The 21,227-nt window shown below is 68.4% G+C and carries 15 protein-coding genes; 14 read left to right on the top strand and 1 reads right to left on the bottom strand.

Annotated elements, in window-relative coordinates; genetic code table 11:
• The first annotated feature begins 65 nt into the window (after positions 1–65).
• The 4 genes from QZ670_RS12280 to asd all read left to right on the top strand — a co-directional run bounded on the left by QZ670_RS12280 (position 66) and on the right by asd (position 3,938).
• A complete protein-coding gene (locus QZ670_RS12280; protein ID WP_294255719.1) occupies positions 66–1,601 on the top strand; it encodes a tryptophan halogenase family protein in 1,536 nt (511 codons plus the stop codon).
• A gap of 27 nt (positions 1,602–1,628) precedes the next feature.
• Positions 1,629–2,345, top strand: a complete 717-nt coding sequence (locus QZ670_RS12275; RefSeq protein ID WP_294255716.1) for a SapC family protein — start codon at positions 1,629–1,631, stop codon at positions 2,343–2,345.
• Entirely contained in the window at positions 2,342–2,986 is a 645-nt protein-coding gene (locus QZ670_RS12270; RefSeq protein ID WP_294255715.1) for a DUF6445 family protein, read from the top strand. The genes QZ670_RS12275 and QZ670_RS12270 overlap by 4 nt, the downstream gene beginning before the upstream one ends.
• Positions 2,987–3,086: 100 nt before the next feature.
• Entirely contained in the window at positions 3,087–3,938 is an 852-nt protein-coding gene (gene asd / locus QZ670_RS12265; RefSeq protein ID WP_294255712.1) for an archaetidylserine decarboxylase, read from the top strand.
• A 6-nt stretch (positions 3,939–3,944) separates the two neighbouring features.
• Here asd and QZ670_RS12260 read toward each other — a convergent pair whose 3' ends face one another.
• Positions 3,945–4,505, bottom strand: a complete 561-nt coding sequence (locus tag QZ670_RS12260; RefSeq protein WP_294255709.1) for a TetR family transcriptional regulator — start codon at positions 4,503–4,505, stop codon at positions 3,945–3,947.
• 100 nt (positions 4,506–4,605) lie between these two features.
• Between QZ670_RS12260 and QZ670_RS12255 the strand changes: the two genes are divergently transcribed.
• From QZ670_RS12255 to QZ670_RS12210, 10 genes are all read left to right on the top strand, one after another.
• Positions 4,606–5,286, top strand: a complete 681-nt coding sequence (locus tag QZ670_RS12255; protein WP_294255706.1) for a DUF1349 domain-containing protein — start codon at positions 4,606–4,608, stop codon at positions 5,284–5,286.
• A 2-nt stretch (positions 5,287–5,288) separates the two neighbouring features.
• On the top strand, positions 5,289–5,840 hold the full coding sequence (locus QZ670_RS12250) for a sugar O-acetyltransferase (RefSeq protein WP_294255704.1): 552 nt from the start codon (positions 5,289–5,291) through the stop codon (positions 5,838–5,840).
• Positions 5,837–6,940, top strand: coding sequence for an acyltransferase (locus tag QZ670_RS12245; RefSeq protein ID WP_294255702.1), 1,104 nt, complete (start codon positions 5,837–5,839; stop codon positions 6,938–6,940). The genes QZ670_RS12250 and QZ670_RS12245 overlap by 4 nt, the downstream gene beginning before the upstream one ends.
• A 63-nt stretch (positions 6,941–7,003) precedes the next feature.
• Positions 7,004–7,543, top strand: coding sequence for an RNA polymerase sigma factor (locus tag QZ670_RS12240; protein WP_294255699.1), 540 nt, complete (start codon positions 7,004–7,006; stop codon positions 7,541–7,543).
• Positions 7,533–8,522, top strand: coding sequence for a FecR domain-containing protein (locus QZ670_RS12235; protein WP_294255696.1), 990 nt, complete (start codon positions 7,533–7,535; stop codon positions 8,520–8,522). The genes QZ670_RS12240 and QZ670_RS12235 overlap by 11 nt, the downstream gene beginning before the upstream one ends.
• 102 nt (positions 8,523–8,624) lie before the next feature.
• A complete protein-coding gene (locus QZ670_RS12230; RefSeq protein WP_294255694.1) occupies positions 8,625–11,312 on the top strand; it encodes a TonB-dependent receptor in 2,688 nt (895 codons plus the stop codon).
• Positions 11,313–11,385: 73 nt separating this feature from the next.
• Positions 11,386–12,957, top strand: coding sequence for an alpha,alpha-trehalase TreF (gene treF / locus QZ670_RS12225; RefSeq protein WP_294255691.1), 1,572 nt, complete (start codon positions 11,386–11,388; stop codon positions 12,955–12,957).
• A gap of 319 nt (positions 12,958–13,276) precedes the next feature.
• On the top strand, positions 13,277–13,444 hold the full coding sequence (locus tag QZ670_RS12220; RefSeq protein ID WP_294255689.1) for a hypothetical protein: 168 nt from the start codon (positions 13,277–13,279) through the stop codon (positions 13,442–13,444).
• A 13-nt stretch (positions 13,445–13,457) separates the two neighbouring features.
• A complete protein-coding gene (locus QZ670_RS12215; protein ID WP_294255687.1) occupies positions 13,458–19,463 on the top strand; it encodes an MBG domain-containing protein in 6,006 nt (2,001 codons plus the stop codon).
• 81 nt (positions 19,464–19,544) lie between these two features.
• A complete protein-coding gene (locus QZ670_RS12210; protein WP_294255685.1) occupies positions 19,545–21,218 on the top strand; it encodes a ShlB/FhaC/HecB family hemolysin secretion/activation protein in 1,674 nt (557 codons plus the stop codon).
• Positions 21,219–21,227 lie beyond the last annotated feature (9 nt).

Here is a 21,227-nt window from a genome sequence, read left to right as displayed (position 1 = left end):
GGCCGCCTTTGTCGGCGGCGCAATCATGCTAAACCGATAGGCGAGAGAGGAATGTCGGGGATCTGATGAGTCGGCATATTCAGTCGGTCTGCATCGTCGGGGGAGGATCTGCCGGGTGGCTCACCGCCGCGCTGATCGCCGCGCGGCATGGGCCCGATCTGCAGGTCACGCTGGTCGAGAGCGTGCGGTTGGGCATCATCGGGGTGGGCGAGGGGACCTGGCCGACAATGCGCAACACGCTGCGCAAGATCGGCATTTCCGAGACCGACTTCCTGCGGACCTGCAAGGCCTCGTTCAAGCAGGGTGCGAAGTTCGCCGGCTGGCGCACCGGCGCTGCCGATGATTTCTACTATCACCCGCTGGTCCTGCCCGAAGGCTTTCCGGCGGTGGACCTGGCGCCATTCTGGAATGCGCAGGCGGACGCGGCGGGCGCGCCGTCCTTCTCCGATGCGGTGTGCTTTCAGGAATTCCTCTGCGAGCACCATCTCGCGCCCAAGCAGATCACCTCACCCGAATATGGCGGCATCGCCAACTATGCCTATCATCTCGACGCGGTGCGGCTGGGCGAGATGCTGCGCGAGCATTGCGTCGGCAAGCTCGGCGTGCGCCATGTCGACGACGACATTGTCGAGGTGCAGCAGGCCGAGAATGGCGACGTAACCGCCGTTATCGGCCAGCGGCACGGGGGCATCGCCGCCGATCTGTTCGTCGATTGCAGCGGCTTTTCCTCGCTGCTGCTCGGCCAGACGCTGGGCGTGCCGTTTATCGACTGCAGCGACGTGCTGTTCATCGATCGCGCGCTGGCGGTGCAGGTGCCCTACGAGCGCGAGGACGCGCCGATTGTTTCGCACACCGTTTCCACCGCGCAGGACCATGGCTGGATCTGGGATATCGGCCTGCAGAACCGGCGCGGGGTGGGCTATGTCTATTCCAGCCGCCATGCCGGCGCCGATCGAGTGGAGGAAGCGCTTGCCGCCTATGTCGGCCCCAGCTTCGCCGACCTCACTCCGCGCGAGATCACGATCCGTTCGGGCCACCGCGAGACGTTCTGGAAGAACAATGTCGTCGCGGTCGGGCTGGCGGCGGGCTTTCTCGAGCCGCTGGAGGCCTCGGCGCTGGTGCTGATCGAACTTTCGGCCGACTACATCGCCAGCGCGATGCCAGCGACCCGCAGTGCGATGGACATCGTCGCGCGCCGCTTCAACGAGATGACGCGTTATCGCTGGGACCGTATCATCGAGTTCCTCAAGCTCCACTATATGTTGTCCGAGCGTGACGACACCGCCTTCTGGCGCGACAATCGCGATCCCGCGACCATCCCCCAGCCGCTCCAGGACCTGCTCGAGCTGTGGCGCCACACCCCGCCCGGCGAGCATGACTTCGCCAGCGCGCACGAGATGTTCCCGGCGGCGAGCTACCAATATGTGCTCTACGGCATGGGCTTCCGCACCGCGTCCCGGCCCGCGGCGCTGGCCGCCCGGCACGCCGCGGAGGATGCGTTCGAGCGCGTCGCCGCGATGAAGCAGCGGCTGGGTGCCGCGATGCCCACCAACCGCGCGCTGCTCGACAAGCTGGCGCAGTATCGCTTCCAGCCCGTCTGATCCCCCGCCTGCCGTGAAAGAGAGCGCATGAATCTGATGCAACTGACCCGCAAGGACCATGCCGGGCTGCGGCTCGATCCGCCCCGCGCGCTCGCGGCGGCGGCGAGCGTCCACCTCGTGCCCTTGGTCGCGGGCGAGATCCGCAAGGTGGCGAGCCAGTTTCCCGTCTTCCTCGCCAAGGACGGCGAGACCGGGCAATTCTACCCAGCCGCGCTGCTTGGCCTGGAGCCGCAGGAGAATCTGTTCTGGGACGGCGCGAGGTTCGATGCCGATCATGTGCCGCTCAACCTGCTGCGGCTGCCCTTCTTCGTCGGCAGCGGCGCGCTGGAAGGGCAGGTCTGCATCGACAGCGACAGCGCGGCGATCGTCGCAGACGGCCCGGTCGGCATCGTCGAAGGCGACGGCAGCGACAGCGCCTATCTCCAGTCGGTCCAGGCAATCCTCGGCCAGTTGGTGGCGGAGCAGGCGCCCACCGCGGCGCTGGTCGCACTGATCACCGAACACCGGCTGCTCACCGAAGTGAAGCTCGATGTCGCCTTCCACAACGGAACGTCCGCCTCGCTGTCCGGCCTCTACGGCATCGACGAGCGTGCGCTGGGCCGCAGGGCGGCGGCGCTCGGCGATTGGGATCAGGTGATGGTGCTGGCGGCAATGGCGCTGTCGCTTGATCATGTGGCGGGGCTGGTGCGGCGCAAGAACGCCCGGATTGCCGCCGAGGCGGCGTGGTTCGCGGCGGGGACATGATCGCTGCGACGCGGGTGGGCGCGGAGCAAGTGCCGCTGTGGCTGTGCGACGACGCGCATCACGCGCCCGATTCACTGGTGGCGGCGGCGGAGGGCCTGAGGTTCGATCGGGAGGAGGGCGACTTCTATCCCGGCCTGCGCGCCCCGGTGCCTGAGGGATATGCCGATTGGCTGGTGCAAAGGGCGGCCGCAATGGTCGGCGAAGACCTCGCCTTCGTGCGGGCGAGCTTCGCGGTTGCCAGCGACGATCCCGCACGCCTTGCGCCGATTCAGCGTATCCCGCATTTCGACGATTGCTCGGACACGATCCTGGCGGCCGTCCATTATCTGTGCGCTCCACCCCATGGCGGCACCAGCTTCTACCGGCACCGCGCGACCGGCTTCGAACGCATCACCGCCGAACGCGTGCCGCTATGGCGCCAGGCATTGTCCCGTGACGGCCAGGCCCATGGCTTGCCGCCAAAGGCGTATCACGACGGCGACAGCCCCGCGTTCGTCCGAACCGGCCACGCTAGGCTCGCCTTCAACCGCCTGATCCTCTACCCGGCCAACTGCCTGCATGCGGGCGACATCGCTGCATCGTGGCAAGCAGCGGCTTCGGACCCGCGGCGGACCATCACCGCGCTGCTCAGACGTTCCTGACCCGCCCGCACTGCAGGCCGCCGCCTTTTGGGAGCACGCAACGCTCGCCTTGCGGCGGGATCGGCTGCTACAGCGACGCTCCGAAGCTCGAAAGTACCCGATGTCCGAACGCCTTGCCGTCCTGTTGCAACATGCCCTGCCGAAACAGCGGCTGACCCTTTTGGCCGGCTTCGTCGCGAGGGCACGGGGCGGAGCGGTCACCCGCTGGCTGATCCGCCGGTTCGTCGCGCGCTACCGCGTGGCTATGCACGAGGCCGCCGAGCCGGACGTCGCGGGCTATGCCAGCTTCAACGACTTCTTCACCCGGCCGCTGCGCGACGGCGCCCGTCCGCTCGCCCATGCCGATTTCGTCAGCCCGGTGGACGGCGCGATCAGCCAGCTGGGGGCGATCGACGACCATCACATCGTCCAGGCCAAGGGGCATCGCTTCACCACCACCGCGCTGCTCGGCGGGGATGCCGAACTGGCGGCCGCGTTCCGGCACGGCAGCTTCGCCAACCTCTATCTGTCGCCGCGCGACTATCATCGGATCCACATGCCCTGCACCGGCCGGCTGACGCGGATGATCCATGTTCCCGGCAGCCTGTTCTCGGTCAACCCGGTCACCGCGCGCGGCGTGCCGGACCTGTTCGCCCGCAACGAGCGGGTGGTCTGCGTGTTCGAGAGCGCCGAGCACGGAACTTTCGCGATGGTGCTGGTCGGCGCGACGATCGTCGGCAGCATGGCGACGGTGTGGCACGGCGTCGTCAACGCCAAGCGGACCGGCAAACTCGGCGAATGGCGCTATGACGGTCAGGACATCGTGCTGGAGCAGGGCGCCGAGATGGGCCGCTTCCTGCTCGGCTCGACCGTCGTGATGCTGTTCCGCCCCGGCGTGATCGCATTCGACGGGAGCTGGGCGCCCGAGCGGGCGGTGCGGCTCGGCGAACGCATGGGCGATCGGCTCGCCTGATCGACCTCAGTCGCGGCCGGGCGCCGTCAGCCGCTGGACAATGTCGCGGATCGCGTCGCGATCGAGCGGATCGGCGTCGATCGAATTATGGATACCGATGCCTTCGACCAGCGCGTCCAGCACCCGCGCGGTCAGCGGGTCGAAGAAGCGCTCGAGTGCGGCGCGGCTGTTGCTCATCCAGCGCTGCATCACTGCCGACACGGCAGGATGGCGCGCCGCGAAGGCGTAGAGCTCGTAGCTGAGCAGCAAAGTCCGCGGCTCGGCCCATACCGATCCGGCGATGATGTCGATGATCGCCTCGCAGGCCGCGTCGCGATCGGTCGCCGCCGCCATGCGGGCACGGAAGGCATCGGAGGACTCCTCGGCCAGCTGAAGGAATGCCTCGGTCAGCAGCGTCTCCAGCGACTCGAAATAATAGGTGACCGATCCCAGCGGCACCCTGGCCGCCGCCGCGATGCGGCGGTGGGTGGTGTTGGGCACGCCATGCGCGGCGATCACTTCCAGCGCCGCGGCGATGATGCGGTGCCGCCGATCCGGGTCGTTCCGTCTGGTCTGTCCGTCGGACACGCCAAAAACTCCGTTGCATTCTTCTTGTGTACAAATGTACACATCGCGCCAAGCCCTGGCTCGGGCATTCTGCCGTAGCGAAGATCGGAGGAGAAGGAAGATGGACGAAGCGCATTGGTCGCGCCGCACGGTGTTGGGAGGCGCGATGGCGCTGGGGCTGCCGGCGGTTGCACGCGCGGCGGCGCCTGAGACGGGGGCGCTGGGGCGGAAAGACGGGCGCTGGCTGAACGCGCCGCGCACATGGCATGCGGACGCCGCCGGCGACCTGACCCTGGTCACCGATCGCGGCACCGATTTCTGGCGCGAGACGCATTACGGCTTTACCCGCGACAGCGGCCACTTTCTCGGTTTCCCGACCGGCGATGCGTTCACCGCGCAGCTGCGTATCCGCGGCCGCTACGAGAAGCTGTACGACCAGGCCGGGATCATGGTGCGCATCGACGAGCGGCGCTGGGTAAAGGCCGGAATCGAGCTTTCGGACGGTCGCGCGATGCTGAGCAGCGTGCTCACCGATGGCCGTTCGGACTGGTCGACCGGGCCCTATGCGGCCGATGCCGCCGATTTCTGGATGCGCGCGACCGTGGCCAAGGGCGTGCTGCGCCTGCAGGTATCGGCCGACGGCAAGACCTGGCCGCTCGTGCGGCTGGCGCCGTTCCCGATCGCGCCATCCTATCAGGTCGGGCCGACGGCCTGCACGCCCGAGCGCGAGGGGCTGGAGGTCCGCTTTTCGAATCTCCGGATCACGCCGCCGCTCGGCAAAGACCTGCACGACCTGAGCTGAGCATGGCGTCACAGAAAGAACGGATGCTCGCCGGCGCGCTTTACACCGCCGACGATCCCGAGATTGCCGCCGATGCCGCGCGCGCGGCGGCCTGGATGGCGCGCTACAATGCGTCGCTTGCCTGGGACGCGGCCGACCGGCACGCATTGCTGGTCGAGGGGCTGGGCCAGGTGGGCGAAGGCGCGGTGGTGCGGCCGCCCTTTCATTGCGACTATGGGGCCAACATCCATCTCGGGGCCCGCGTGTTCCTCAACTTCGGCTGTGTCATCCTCGATGTGGTGCGCGTGGAGATCGGCGCGGGCACCCAGATCGGGCCGGGGGTGCAGATCCTCACCGCAGATCACCCGCGCGATCCGGCGCAGCGCGCGCAGGGGCTGGAGTTCGGCCGACCGATCCGCATTGGCGCCAATGTGTGGATCGGTGGCGGCGCGCTGATCCTGCCGGGGGTGACGGTAGGCAATGACGCGATCATCGGCGCGGGGGCGGTGGTCACGCGCGATGTCGCGCCGCGCACCACCGTTATGGGCAATCCCGCTCGGCCGGTCGGGCGATGAATCAGCCGGTCGTGCCCGACGCCACCAGCGCCGGAAAGACGCATTTCGAGGTGCTCGACGGGTTGCGCGGCACCGCCGCGCTGCTCGTGGTCGCCTTCCACATCCAGGGCATCACGGTGCTGTTCCAAGCGGATCGGCTGTTGCTGCCCCATGCCTATCTGGCCGTAGACTTCTTCTTCGCCCTGTCTGGCTTCGTCGTCGGCTATGCCTATGACGATCGCTGGGGCAGGATGACGGTGCGGAGCTTCCTCGCCCGCCGGCTGGTGCGGCTGCACCCGCTGGTCGTGCTTGGCGCGCTGCTGGGGCTGGTGAGCTATCTCGCCGACCCCTTCGCCGGTGATCGCCAGCACGCGTCCGCCTGGGTGGTTGCGCTGGCTTTCGTCGCGGCGCTGCTGGCGCTGCCTTCGGCGCCGCTCCCGAACCGCCTGGGCGACAGCCACCCGCTCAACGCGCCCGCCTGGACCCTGCTGCAGGAATATATCGCCAACCTCGCCTATGCGCTGGTGCTGCGCCGCCTGGGGGTGCGATCGCTGGCCGTGCTGACCGGGCTGGCCGCGATCGTCTCGGCGACGACGGCGCTGACGCTCGGCTCCTATGACACCGGCTGGGGGCTCGACAATTTCTGGGGCGCGCCGGTGCGGCTGGCCTATCCCTTCCTGGCCGGCCTGCTGCTGTACCGCCTCCGCGATCGCCTGCCGCCCATTCGCCTGGGCTTCCTGCCGCTCAGCCTGGTGCTCGTCCTTGCCTTCGCCGCACCGGTGCTGCCGGAAATGGGCGGGGTGAAGCTGAACGGCGTCTATCAGGCGGCCTGCGTCCTCCTGCTGTTTCCGCTGATCCTGATGGCGGGCCGCCATTCCTCCGGCAGCCCGGCGACGGTGCGGCTGTGCAAGCTTGCCGGGCGGATTTCCTATCCGCTGTACATCACTCATTATCCGTTCGTGTACGTCTACATGAATTGGGTCGTGACCGCGCCGGCATCGAGCGGACGGACCGTCGTCGTCGCGGTCGTCCTCTACCTGTTCACCCTGTGCTTCGCGCTGGCGGCACTGCGGTTCTGGGACATGCCGATCCGGCGCCGGCTGAGCCGCTTGCGCCACTAGCGCCGCACCCTTGTCTTGCGGGCCGCGGGCGCGCACAAGCGCGGGCCAGGGAGCACGACAAGGATGCGGCCGGACAAGAGGAGGGGAGCGCAGGGCGAACGCGGCGCGTTGCTGGACCAGCTCGCGCGTCGCTACGCCCGGCCGCTGGCGCGGTTCTTCGAGCGTCGGGTAACGGTGCGGGACGATGTGCCCGATTTGGTGCAGGACGTGTTCCTCAAGCTCAGCCGCATGCCCGATCCCAGCGCAATCGATGAACCCGACCGCTTCCTGTTCGTCACCGCCGCCAATGCGCTGCGCGACCGCGCCCGCCGCGACGCCGCGCGCGGCGGCGTACACGAAAGCTGGGATGACGAGGCGCATCCCGGTTCGGATTTCACGGCCCAGCGCGTCTTGGAGGGTAGGGAAGCGGTGCTCCGGCTCCGCGACGCCCTGCTTGAACTGCCCGAACGCACCCGCGACATCTTCGTACTGCGCGTGCTCGAAGGGCTGAAGATCGGCGACATCGCCCGGCTGGTCGGCATCTCGACCCGGGCGACGGAGAAACATGTGGCGCGTGCGATGGCGCATGTGACCACGGCATTGGAGGCGTGGCGTGAAGACTGACTCAACCGCCACGACGACGATCGCGACCGAGGCGGCGCGCTGGCACGAGCGGCTCGCGCGCACCCCCGATGCCGCGCCGCCCGAGGCGTTCGAGCGCTGGCAGGCGGCCGACCCCGCCCATGCCGAGGCATTCGCCCGGGTCGAGGCGGCGCACGACTGCGCCCGTGCGCTCGCCGCCCATCCCGAACTGCTGGCCCTGCGGCAGACCACGGCAACGCGAATTGCGGTGAATCGCGCGCGATCGGCGGCGCGGAAACAAAAGGCAGGAGCGGCACTCGCCGCACTCGCGCTGGTCGCGCTGCCGCTGGCCGGCTGGTATGCCGCCGAGCATCGAGCCCCGGCCAGCACCGACGTCGCGCAGACCAGGCTATTCAGCACCGGCGTCGGCCAACGGCTGTCGATGATGCTGGACGACGGCTCGCGCCTGACGCTCAACACCGCTACGTCGGTTCGCGTCGCCTACACCCCGAGCGAGCGCCACTTGATCCTGGAGCGCGGCCAGGCTTGGTTCGAGGTCGCCAAGGGCCAGCCGCGGCCGTTCCGCGTCACCGCCGGCGCGCATGACGTGATCGCGCACGGCACTGCCTTCGACGTGCGGCTCGATGCGGACCGGACCACCGTGCTGCTGGTCGAGGGCAAGGTGACCGTCGGCAAGGTGGCGATGGCGCCCAACGACCTGCTGGTTGCGCGCGGCGACAGTCTGACGCTTCGCCATGGCGGCGATGCCCGTCAGATCGAGGCGTGGCGCGAGGGGCTGGTGGTGTTCGCCGACACGCCGCTCGCCGAGGCCGTCGCCGAACTCAACCGCTACGCGCCGCATGCGCTGGTGGTGAAGGATGCCCGGGCGGGCGCCGTGCGGGTCAGCGGCGCCTTCCGCACCGGCGAGAGCGCGACCTTTGCCGAGGCGCTGGAGACCAGCTTCCCGGTGCAGGCAGTTACGCGCAGCGACGGCACGATCGAGCTTTCCAGCCGCCGCTGAAATTTTTCTGCGGGCCGGTTCGGGTTTTCGGATCGGCTGCGTCATGGGGGGTAGAAGCGCTGCAGAAGACGGCGCCTCGTGAACCGATTTGGGAGGATCCTGATGCCCCGACCCCTTTCCACGCTCGTCCGCAGCCTGGCGCTGGCCGGCGCCGCCGCCTGCGCCCTCACGCCCGCGCTCGCCGCGCCAGCGGCCGAACCCACCGTCAGCCTGGCGATCGGCAGCCGCGATCTCGGCGCCGCGCTCACCGAATTCGCGCGGCAGAGCGGCCGCCAGATCCTCTTCGCGCCCGACCTCGTCCGCGGCAAGCGCGCGCCCGAACTGCGCGGCCGCTACGGCGTCGACCGCGCGCTGACGATGCTGCTCGCCGGCAGCGGCCTGCGCTATCGCACCACTGCCAGCGGCACCTTCGTCGTCGAGGGCGGCGGCACCGAGGGAGCGCCGGCGGCACCCGCCGTGCGGGCCAGGCAAGCGCAGGTCGCAGCGGCGGACCCGCAGGAAGAGCCTGCCGCCAACGACCCCGAAATCGTCGTGACCGGCACCGCCGGCGCGGGCACCCGCCGCCAGGACGCGTCCTTCGCCGTCACCACGATCAACGATGCCGCGATCGCGCGGCTGGCACCCGCCAGCACCGCCGAAGTGCTGCGCGTCGTGCCGGGCATCAGCGTGGAGAGTTCGGGCGGCAAGAACGGCGCCAATATTTTCGTGCGCGGCTACCCCTCGGGCGGCGACGCCGAATATGTGACCATCCAGTCCGAAGGCGTACCGATCTTCTCGCCGCCGACGCTTTCCTTTCTCGAAAACTCGCAGCTCATCCGAATCGACTCGACGCTCAAGCGGGTGGAGGCGGTGCGCGGCGGCACCGGCGCGCTGTTTTCGTCGGGCCAGCCGGGCCTGACGATCAACTTCGTCCAGCGCGAGGGCGGGTCGACGCCGGACAATCTGCTCAAGCTCGGCGTCGCCAGCTATGGCGACGTGCGCGCCGACGGCTATCTCTCCGGGCCGATCGGCGAGGGCACGACCTATATGGTCGGCGGCTATTATTCGGCAGGCAACGGCGTGCGCAATCCGCACTTCACCGCCGAGAAGGGCGGACAGATCACCGCCAATGTCCGGCATGATTTCGATAACGGCTCGGTGCTGGTGTTCGGCCGTTACCTCAACGATCGCGGCCAGTGGCTGCTGCCGATCCCGGTGGTGCAGAACGGCAAGAAGATCAGCCAATATGGCAGCTTCGATGCCGGCACCGGCACATTGGCTGGCGGCGAGACGCGGCTGGGCGTGCTCAACGACGGCACCCGCGTCGACCTGGCCGACGGGCGCGGGGCGGACGTGGTCAATCTCGGCGGCAATTTCGAATATCGCCTGGGCGACGGCTTCAAGCTGCGCGACCGCCTGAGCTGGCTGAAGGGCGATGCCAACACCACCGGCCTCGTCCCCGGCGGCACGCCGCCGCAGAGCGCCTCCGCCTATGCGGCGAGCAGGGGCGGCACGATCGGCAGCCTGACCTTCGTGAACGGCGGACAGGCGGTGCCCGGCACCACCCAGGTCGTCGAGGCCGGGCTGTGGCGCGTGCAGAAGCGCATCGAGAATTTCTCCAACGATCTCGCGCTCGAATGGAAGAAGGGCGGCAACACCTTCACCGCTGGCGTCTATTACGCCGCCTATTCCTCGCGTGACCTGTGGAACCTCGGCAACAGCCAGCTGCTCACCGCCGAGCCCAATGCGCGCCGCCTGAACCTGACGCTGGCCGATGGCCGCATCGTCACGCGCAATGGCTTCACCAGCGGCTCCACCTTCAACGTCAACGCCGATTATGACGGCAAGGACGCGGCGGTCTATGCGGTGGACGAGCTGCAGGTGAACGACCAGCTCCGCCTCGATGCGGGCCTGCGCTACCAGCACCATTCGGTCGACGGAACGCTGGAGAATAACGGCACCGCGCCGGCCGGCGGTCTTGATGGCAATCCGAACACGCTCTACGACAATGGCGACGCGGTGCTGAACGGCACCTTCTCGACGATCCGCTATCGCGGCGAGAAATGGTCGTGGACGGCGGGTGCGAACTACGATTTCACCCGCTCGATCGGCCTGTTCCTGCGCTACAGCCGGGGCAACAGCTTCCCCTTCTTCGACAACCTCCGCGACGGCATCACCGTGGCGCCGCGCGTCGATACCTATGAAGGCGGGCTGAAGGTCTCGACCGATCTGGCGAGCGCCTATGTCACCGTGTTCCACAACGACTTCAACGGCCTCGCCACCACGGTGATCACCAGCGGCGCGCCGATCGCCTCGATCGGCGGCGCCAAGGCCACCGGCGTCGAGCTGGAAGGCGAGCTGCGCCCGGTGCGCAACTTCACCATCGGCTTTTCGGGCACGTACCTCGACAGCAAGTATCGCGATTTCTTCACCGACAATGGCGCGACGAACCTCACCGGCAACCGGGTGCAGCGCCAGCCCAAATGGCAGTGGCGCGTCTCGCCGGCCTATTCGGTCGAGTTCGGCTCGGAGAGCAAGGCGACGCTGTTCACCTCGGCCACCTATATCGGCGACCGCTTCTCCGACGTGCAGAACGCCCAGCTGCTGCCCAACTATTACAAATGGGACGCGGGGCTGACGGTGGATGTGACCAAGCGGATCACGCTGCAGGCCTCGGTCGATAATATCACCAACACGATCGGACTGACCGAGGGCAATCCGCGCACGATCGGATCGCAGGGAAGCGGGGTGATCCTCGCGCGGCCGATCCTGGGCCGCTCGGCATTGTTCAGCGCCGCCTACCACTTCTGAACACCCCCGAGGGGCCGGCCGGGCGTAGCGCTCGGCCGGCCTCGTGCGTTGTGCGCCCGATGAGGATGACCCGATGATCCGCCGCCTGCTCCCGCTCGCCGCCCTGCTGTGCGTCGCCGCGACCGATCCCGAGCCGCAAAGCCCGGCGCAGCTGTTCGGCCCGCTGTTCGATGCGGTGCAGATGGCGCAGGTGTTTTCGGACGGGAAGACCTTCGTCGATGCGGTGCCGAAGGAGGATCCGGCGGCGATCCTGGCGGCATACCGCAAGGCGAAGCCGAAGACGCGCGAGGCGCTGAAGGCATTCGTGGAGGCCCATTTCACCCTGCCCGCGCAAGGCAACGGTGCGCCGGCGCCGCAGGAGAAGCTTGGCCTGCGCGCGCATGTCCAGGCGCTGTGGCCGGTGCTGTCGCGCCCGGCGCTTAGCCCTCAGCCGGGCAGCTCGGCGTTGCTGCTGCCGGCGCCCTATGTCGTACCCGGCGGGCGTTTCCGCGAGATCTATTACTGGGACAGCTATTTCACCATGCTGGGCCTCAAGGTCGACGGCCAGCAGGCGATGGTCGAGCACATGCTTGACAACTTCGTGAGCCTGATCCAGCGCTACGGCCATATCCCCAACGGCACCCGCAGCTATTATCTCAGCCGCTCGCAGCCGCCCTTCTTTGCGCTGATGCTCGACCTCTCGGACGCACGCGATCCGGTGGTGCTGCGCAGCCGGCTGGCGGCACTCCGGAGCGAATATGGCTATTGGATGCGCGGGGCGGGCTGCATCACGGCGGCACAACCGGCCTGCGAGCATGTCGTGCGCATGGCCGATGGCAGCCTGCTGAACCGCTATTGGGACGCGCGCGAGACGCCGCGCGACGAAAGCTATCGCGAGGATGTGAACACCGCCAAGGCCGCGGCGGGCCGCCCGCTCACCGCGGTCTATCGCGACCTGCGCGCCGGGGCGGAAAGCGGCTGGGACTATAGTTCGCGCTGGCTGGCCGACGGTAAGACGCTGGCGACGGTGCACACGACGGACATCGTGCCGATCGACCTCAACAGCCTGCTCTGGGCGGTGGAGCGCGGGATCGCACAGCGCTGCGCGACGCTGGCCGATGCGGACTGCGCGGCCGACTTCACCCGCCGCGCGGCCCAGCGGCGCAAGGCGATCGACACCTATCTCTGGCTGGCGCCAGAGCAGCGCTACGCCGATTACGACTGGAGCCGTCAGCAGGCGACACCGGTACTTTCGGCCGCGACCCTGTTCCCGCTCTTCGTCGGCGTGGCAAGCCCCGAGCAGGCGAGTGCCGTCGCCACGACCGTGCGCGCCAAGCTGGTCGCCCCCGGCGGGCTGCGCACCACGGGCAACCGGACGGGCCAGCAATGGGATACCCCCAATGGCTGGGCGCCGCTGCAATGGGTCGCGATCGACGGGCTGGCCGGCTATGGCCAGCGCGATCTGGCGAAGGACATTGCCGGGCGCTGGCTGACGACGGTCGACCGCGCCTATCGCGCGACCGGCAAGATGCTCGAGAAATATGATGTCGAGGAGCAGGTGCCCGGCGGCGGCGGCGAATATCCGCTGCAGGATGGCTTCGGCTGGACGAACGGCGTGACCAGCGCGCTGCTCGAACGATATCCGGATCTGGCGGCGGCGCGCTGATCGCCCACCGCGGTTCGCGGCACACGTCGATCCGTAGGCAAATGCGGAAGGTCGAGCCGCCACGGTCCTCGACGATCTGTCGGCAGATCTTGAGATCGATTCCCTTGTCGCTCGCCTTCCTGGCGTAAATCCCCGACCAGGTGGCAGGCGGGGGGCGTCGCCGCGCTGGCGGCTCCCCCGATGCTGCAAAACATCTCAATCTCCTTCCACCGCGTCTCAAATGCGGTGGACGATCTTGACCCTCGCCGCGCGACGGGGCCTGCCGCGTGAGCATTCGGAGGGGATCATGGGGGGCATGATGCCGAGCGGGGGACACGGCGTGGCCTTTCGGGGGAAGGGCGACGCTGCGCCGGCCAACAGGGGTGTCGACGATGGCGCTGCGCGTACCGGGGTCGTGCGCGCCATCGTCGGCCAATGCGCCGTCAGCCACCTTCCTGAACCTTCGGTGCCGGTGCGGCTGCGCGTCGCACGCCATTTCCATTCGTGAGCGAGTAGAGACCATGTTGACGCGCCGCCGCGCCGCCCTTGCCGGATCCCGCAGGGCAATCCTGCACCGAAACGGGGGGCGCCGCCTCCGCCGCCTGCTGCTCGGCGCGACGATCCTCGGCGGGGGGATGCCGCTCGCCGCACAGGCGCAGACGACGCTGCCGGGCGGGGGCAGCGTCGTGGCGGGCCAGGCGGCGATCGGCGAGGCCGGCGGTTCGATGACGATCCGCCAGAGCAGCGACCGTGCGATCATCGACTGGACCAGTTTCTCGATCGGCGAGAAGGCAAGCGTGCTGATCGAGAACGGCTCGGGCGCGACGCTCAACCGCGTGACGGGGAGCGCGGTGTCGTCGATCGACGGGGTGCTTCGGGCGACCGGATCGGTATATCTGGTCAATCCCAACGGCGTCGTTATCGGCGCGCACGGGGTCGTCGAGACCGGCGGCAGTTTCATCGCCTCGACGCTGGACGTGCCGAATGCCGCGTTCCTCGCCGGCGGCAACCTCGCCTTCACGGGAACGTCGCGGGCGCAGGTTGTCAATCTCGGCAAGGTAGGCGCACTCGGCGGCAACGTCGCGCTGATCGGCGCGGTGGTGGAAAATCAAGGCAGCCTTTCGGCCGCGAACGGCACCGTGGGCATGATCGCCGGCAGCAAGGTGCTGCTCCGCGATGCCGCGCATGATGGCGGCGGGCTGTTCTCGGTCCTCTATGGCGATGCCCAGACCAGCGCGGCCAATGGCGGGACGATCGCCGCCGCCAATGTCGAACTGCGCGCGCAGCAGGGCAATGTCTATGCACTGGCGGGCAACAGCGCCGGCACGATCAACGCCACCGGCGTCCGCCGCGGCGACGGCAAGGTCTGGCTGGTCAGCGACGCCGGCAGCACCGAGGTGGCGGGAACGATCCGCGCGCAAGGTGCGGGCGGATCGGCGGGCGCGATCGAGACCTCGGGCGCGCGGCTCCGCATCGGCGCCTCGACGATCGACGCCGCGGGCGGCACCTGGCTGGTCGATCCCGAGGACCTGGTCGTGGACGCGGCGGCGGCGGCGACGATCAACGCCACGCTGGGCGCCAATACCGGGGTGACGCTCACCACCGGCGCGAACGGCGCCAGCGCCTATGGCAACGGCGATGCGAGCGGCGCGGGCGACATCCTGATCAACGCCGGCCTGGCGTGGAACACCGGAGCGACGCTCACGCTCAACGCCTATCACGGCATTTCGGTGAATGCCGACATCGCCGTCAACGGCGGCGGATCGGTGGTGCTGCGCACCAACCAGGGGGGCACCGGCGGCGAGGTCCGCTTCAGCTCCGGCCGCGCGCTCAGCTTCGCCGACGGGCAGAGCGGACAGACGCTCAGCATCAACGATTCCGCGTACACGCTGCTTCGGTCCTGGGACGACGTAAAGGCGATCAGCGGCACGAGCGGCAACTATGCGCTCGCGCATGGCCTGGGGGATTTCAACAGTACGAGTTCAGCGGTCGCTCTGCTCAGCGGCGCGCTCGATGGTCTGGGCAACAAGATCGAAAGTGCGACGATCCAGCCCACGAACGCCAGCAATGTCGGGCTGATCGGCACCATCAGCGGCAGCGGCGCGGTGCGCAACCTCGTGTTCGGCAAGATCTCGATCTACGATTGGTCGGCCAAGGGCAGCAGCGTGATGGGCGGCTTGGCCGGCGTGAACAACGGCTCGATCGCCAATATCGTCGGCATATCGACGGTGGCGACGGGCAACGGCAGCGACATCGGAGGGCTTGTCGGGATCAACAGCGGCGACATCCGCAACATATCGTTCGCCGGCGATCCGATCGGCAATAATAACGTCGGCGGCCTGGTCGGGACGAATTACGGACGGATCAGCAATGCGCACAACAGTGCCACGTCCGAAGTTTGGGGTGCCTACTATGTGGGCGGGCTGGTGGGCAGGAACGGTGGTGTTATCACGGATTCCTCCGCTGATGCCCCGGTTATTGCAAACGAATATTATATCGCCCCCCGATACAACTTCCTTTCGACGCCGTTAGCGGGCGGGCTTGTCGGCAGTAACGAGGGCACGATCACACGGTCCTTCGCGACGGGTGCCGTCAAAGGATCGAGACAAATAGGCGGACTGGTCGGCCAAAATAAGGGCACGATCACACGCTCCTTCGCGACGGGTACCGCCAGCGCATGGTCGGAAGTGGGCGGACTGGTCGGCGAAAACCAGGGTCTGATCGACATCGCCTATGCCACCGGCGCAGTCACGGCCTCGGGCAGTAGCGTCGGCGGGTTGGTCGGCACGAACTGGGGGGACGGCATGGGATCCCTCACCATTCGGAATGCATATGCTACCGGCAATGTCACGGGTGACGATATCGTCGGAGGACTTGTCGGTTTTTCGACGGATCGGATCGAAACCTCCTATGCAACCGGGAAAGTAGTTGCGAAGCCGGGCAACCGCGCGGGCGGCATCGCCGGGATCAGTGGCGGCGATCTGGTCGATGTGCGCTGGAGCGTCTCCGGCACGGGCCGATCTTCTGCAAACGGCGATTCGTCCGCGTTCGATCAGCAGGCGCGTGGGTTGTCCGACCAGGGTCTTCTGCGTGCCCTTTCCTATGAGCACTGGGATATCGACACGACCGGCGGCCAGGACAAGGTCTGGCGCATCTATGAAGGCAGCACGGCGCCGTTGCTGAAGGCGTTCCTGACGCCCGCGACGGCTTCGCTTACCGGCGCTACGACCGCCAGCGTGCTGTACGACGGGACGAACCAGTCCGGGCGTTTCCAGGCCGCGGTCCGGGCGACGGGCGGCCGGCCGCTCGACTCCGCGAAGATATTAGGAAGCCTTGTCTATAGCTGCCAGGGCGGCGCCAATGCCTGCGTCGATGTCGGCGTCTACACGGTGCAAGCCGCTGGTGGCCTCTATTCGACCCAGTCGGGCTACGACATCGACTATTCCGCGGCGACGGCGAGCCTGTCTATCATGCCGCGGACGCTGGACGTGACGGCGAACGGCCTGACGATGGTCTATGGCGACACCGTGCCGACGCTGACCTATCGCCTGGGCGGGGACGGACTGGTCGGCACCGATACGCTCACCGGCGCCCTGTCGACCAATGCCAGCGCGACAAGCGGCCTCGGCACCTACGGCATCACGTCGGGCACGCTGGGCGCGAGCAGCAACTATACGCTGCGCTTCACCGGCGCCGATATCACGGTAACGCCGCGCCCGCTGACCGTAACGGCGGAGAACGCTGCCATGATCTATGGCGAGGTGCTGCCGAACTTCACCTATCATCTGGGTGGTGCGGGCCTGGTCAACGGCGATGCGCTGAGCGGCGCGCTTTCCACGAGTGCGAACTCGCTGAGCGGCGTTGGCAGCTATGCGATCGGGCAGGGCACGCTCGGCGCCAATCCGAACTATGCGCTCAGCTTCGTTGGCGGGACCTTGTCGATCACGCCGCGCGCGCTGACGGTTACCGCCGCCGACCGGACGATGGTCTATGGCGAGCCCGTGCCGACGATGGCCTACACGCTGGGCGGGGCGGGCCTGGTCAATGGCGACACGCTGACCGGAGCGCTGGCGCCGAATGTCAGCGCCACGACGGGCGTGGGCACCTATGCGATCGGGCTCGGTACGCTGAGCGCCGGCGCGAACTACATGCTGAGCATGCTCGGCGGCAGCATTGCCGTGACCCCGCGGGCGCTGACCGTGCGCGCCGACGACCGGACGATGGTCTATGGCAATGCCCTCCCGGCGCTGACCTACGCGCTGGACGGCGCAGGCCTGGTCAACGGCGACACGCTGAGCGGCGCGCTGGCGACGAGCGCGGACGCGACCAGCCCGATCGGCAGCTATGCGATCGATCTGGGCTCGCTCACCGGCGGCGCCAACTATGCGCTGAGCTTCACCGGCGGCACGCTGTCGGTCACGCCGCGCGCGCTGACCGTGACCGCGAACGACCGCACGATGACCTATGGCGATAGCACGCCTGCGCTGACCTACAGCCTGGGCGGTGCAGGGCTGGTCCATGGCGACACGCTGAGCGGCGCGCTGGCGACCGGCGCCGGGCCGGCGAGTGCGGTCGGCAGCTACGCAATCGGGCGGGGGACGCTCGCTGCCAGCGCCAACTATGCGCTGAGCTTCACCGGTGCGACCCTGGCGGTAACGCCGCGGCCACTGACGGTGATCGCGAACGACCGCAGCATGGTCTATGGCGACAGTCTGCCGGCGCTCAGCTATGCGGTAGGCGGCTCCGGGCTGGTCAACGGCGATGCGTTGACGGGTACGCTCACGACCGGCGCGGGCGCGACCAGCGCCGTCGGCAGCTACGTGATCGACCAGGGCACCCTGACTGCCGGGTCCAACTATGCGCTGAGCTTCACCGGCGGATCGCTGTCGATCACCCCGCGGTCGCTGACGGTCACTGCGAACGACCGCACCATGGTCTATGGCGATGCGCTGCCGGGGCTGACCTACACGCTGGGCGGCGCGGGTCTGGTCCATGGCGACATCCTCTCCGGCACGCTGGGATCCAGCGCGACCCCGACGAGCGCGGTCGGCAATTATGCGATCGGCCTGGGCGACCTGACTGCAGGTTCGAACTACGCGCTGCACTTCACCGGCGCGACGCTGGCAGTGACGCCGCGGCCGCTGACCGTGACGGCGAACGACCGCAGCATGGTCTATGGCGATGCGCTGCCGGCGCTGACCTATGCCGTGGGCGGTGCAGGCCTGGCCAATGGCGACACGCTGGGGGGCGCACTGGCGACCGATGCCGCGCCGACCAGCGCGGTGGGCCGCTATGCGATCCAGCAAGGCACGCTTGCCGCCAGCAGCAACTACACGCTCAGCTTCGTCGGCGGCCAGATGGCGGTAACCCCGCGTCCGCTCACCGTGACGGCGGAGGCGCGGTCGATGGTCTATGGCGATGCGCTGCCCACGCTCGGCTATGCGGTTGACAGCGCGGCGCTGGTCAACGGCGATACGCTGCAGGGCATGCTGCGCGGCGCGCCGGCCACGCGCGCAACCTCGGCGAGCGGTGCAGGCACCTATGCGATCGAGCAGGGGACACTGGCAGTCGATAGCAACTACGTGCTGAACTTTGTCGGCGCGAATCTGTCGATCACCCCTCGTGCGCTCACTGTGACGGCCGGCGATCGCTCCATGATCTACGGCGACGCCGTGCCGACGCTGACCTATGCGGTTGACGCTGCCGGCCTGGTCAATGGTGATACACTGGAAGGCACGTTGCGCGGTGCGCTGGGTACCAGTGCGGGCGCGACTAGTCCCGTCGGCACCTATGCCATCGGGCTCGGCACGCTGAGTGCCGGTCCGAACTATGCGCTTCGCTTCGGCGGCGCGACGCTTGCGGTCACGCCGCGGCCGCTCTCGGTGACTGCGATTGATCGCGCCATGGTCTATGGCGACAGCATTCCGGCGCTGACCTACAGCCTGGGTGGTGCAGGCCTGGTCAACGGCGACACGCTGCGCGGTACCCTCGGGACCAGCGCGACCCCTGCCAGCCCGGTTGGCAGCTATGCGATCGGTCAGGGCACGCTGAGTGCGGGAGGCAATTACGCGCTCAGCTTCACCGGTGCGAACCTGGCGGTGACGCCGCGCCCGCTGATCATCCAGGCGCAGGACAGCAGCAAGGTGCTGGGCACGACGCTGGATCCCAGCGGGATCGGCTTCCAAGCGATCGGCTTGGTCAATGGCGACCGGGTGGACGGGGTTGCGCTGTGGAGCGAGGGCTTCGGTGCGGCAGCGCCCTATGATCCGGACCCCTATGCGATCGCGGTGACGAACGCGTCGGGCCCGGGACTGTCCAACTATGCGATCGTCTACCAGAACGCCCCGACTGGCCTGATCGTCCGCGATCCGAATGTCCAGGCGACTCCCTTGTCGATCCGGTTGACCGGCGATGCGGCGCCGACAGGCGTCTGGCGCGGTGTGGAGGACGCAATCGACGGTGCGCGATCGGGCGGACCTATCCCGCTGCGGCCTTGGCCCGGCATCTTCTTCAAACGGCAGAACTGACCCGTGCAGACCCTTCCTCGTGCGCGCCGCTTGGCGCCCAACGCCCGCGTGCTCGTTGGGCTCGCACCGCTTTCCTGTATCTTGCTGCCCCTTGCGGCGCATGCGCAGGTGATCGAGCGCAACCCTGCGCCGGTCATCCAGCCGGATCCGGCATGGCCCGTGCCGCCGATGGAGATCGACCCGGCCGCCGACTCGACGCCGCTGGGCGTGACGCTGCGCGGCATCACGCTGCTCGCCGATGACGCAGCGGCCGCGCCCGACGACAGCGGTATCCGTTTGAAGGGAATCGAGGACGCGCCGTGGCTCGCCGATCCGCTGCGTCGCTTCATCGGCAGGCCCCTGTCGCAGCGCGAGATCAGCGCGATCAAGGCAACGATCGCCAAGACCTATCGCGAGCATGGTCGCCCGTTTGTCCACGTCTCGGTACCCGAGCAGGAGATTTCCTCGGGCCAGCTGACGCTGCGGGTCGCGCAGTTCCGGCTGGGTCAGGCGCGGATCTCCGGAGTCGGCGCCGGCGAGGCGGCACGTCTCTCGGCGGCGATCCGCCAGCAGCCGGACGCGGCGATCGACGCGCAGGCGCTCAGCGACGATCTCGACTGGCTCAATCGCTACCCCTTTCGCCGGGTGGAGGCGGTGTTCGAGCCGGGGCAGCGCGTCGGCACTACCGATGTGACCTATGTCGCCACGCGCGAGCGGCCTTGGGCGGTCGGCGGCGGTTACGCCAATACCGGCAGCCCGAACACGGGGATCGGCCGCTATTTCCTCTATGCGCTCGCCCGCATCCCGGGGCTGCGCGACGGCTATGGCAGCTATCAGCTGACCACGTCGGGTCAGCGGCTGACCGGGCTCGGCGCGCAGCCGGGCGGCAGCAGCCGCTATGTGAGCCAGGCGGGACGGGTCTGGACGGCGATCGCGCCGCGGACCAGCCTGGAGGCGAGCTTCGGCGACATCCGATCGAACCAGCCGTTCGAGGCGTTCGACGCCCGCCAGCACACCCGCGAATATGGCCTCAACATCCGCACCGCACTGGCAAATGTCGCGTCGCGCCTGCGGGGCGAGGTTTATGCGGGGCTCGACTGGAAAACACAGGCCAGCGACCTGCTGTTCGGTGCGCTGCTGGTACGGCCAACGTCGCGTTTCCATGTCGGCCAGGTGACCGCTGGCTATGCGTTGCAGACCAGTGATGCGCAAGGCGCGACGGCGCTCGACATCGCCGTGCATGTCAGCCCCGGCGGAATCGACCGGTACAATAGCGCCGCGGCGTTCGAGGCCGCTTCGCAGCACCAGTTCGGGGCGGCGCGCTACGCCTATGCAAACGGCCTGCTCTCGCGGCGTACCCGGCTGCCGGGCTTCAGTCTGGTGCACCAGCTGAACTGGCAGTTCGCCGGAGTCGCGCTGCCGCAGACCGAAATGCTGGGCATCGGCGGGCGGGGTCAGGTGCGCGCCTATACGCTCGACGACGGCGCGTTCGATCGCGGTGTGGTGCTGCGGAACGAACTGCGGCTCGATCCGCTGCGGATCGGGCGCGGCCGCTGGGCTTCGGCGGTGGAGCCCTGGCTGTATGTAGACGGCGGCTATGCCGGCCGCCTGCGCGGCGGTGCCGCCGGGCCGGTCGGCGCCGCCGGTGCGGGGGCGGACTTGGCGCTGGGCCGGCACGTCGCGGTCTCGGCCGATGTCGGGGTCGCGATGAAGACGCTCGGCGCGACCCGAGCGGGCGACGTGCGGGCGAACTTGCGGGCGACCCTGGTGCTTTGAGCCGATCGC

This window comes from uncultured Sphingomonas sp. (assembly GCF_913774285.1).
In the GTDB taxonomy this organism is placed as follows: domain Bacteria; phylum Pseudomonadota; class Alphaproteobacteria; order Sphingomonadales; family Sphingomonadaceae; genus Sphingomonas.
This window is presented reverse-complemented; position numbering and strand designations above follow the sequence as displayed.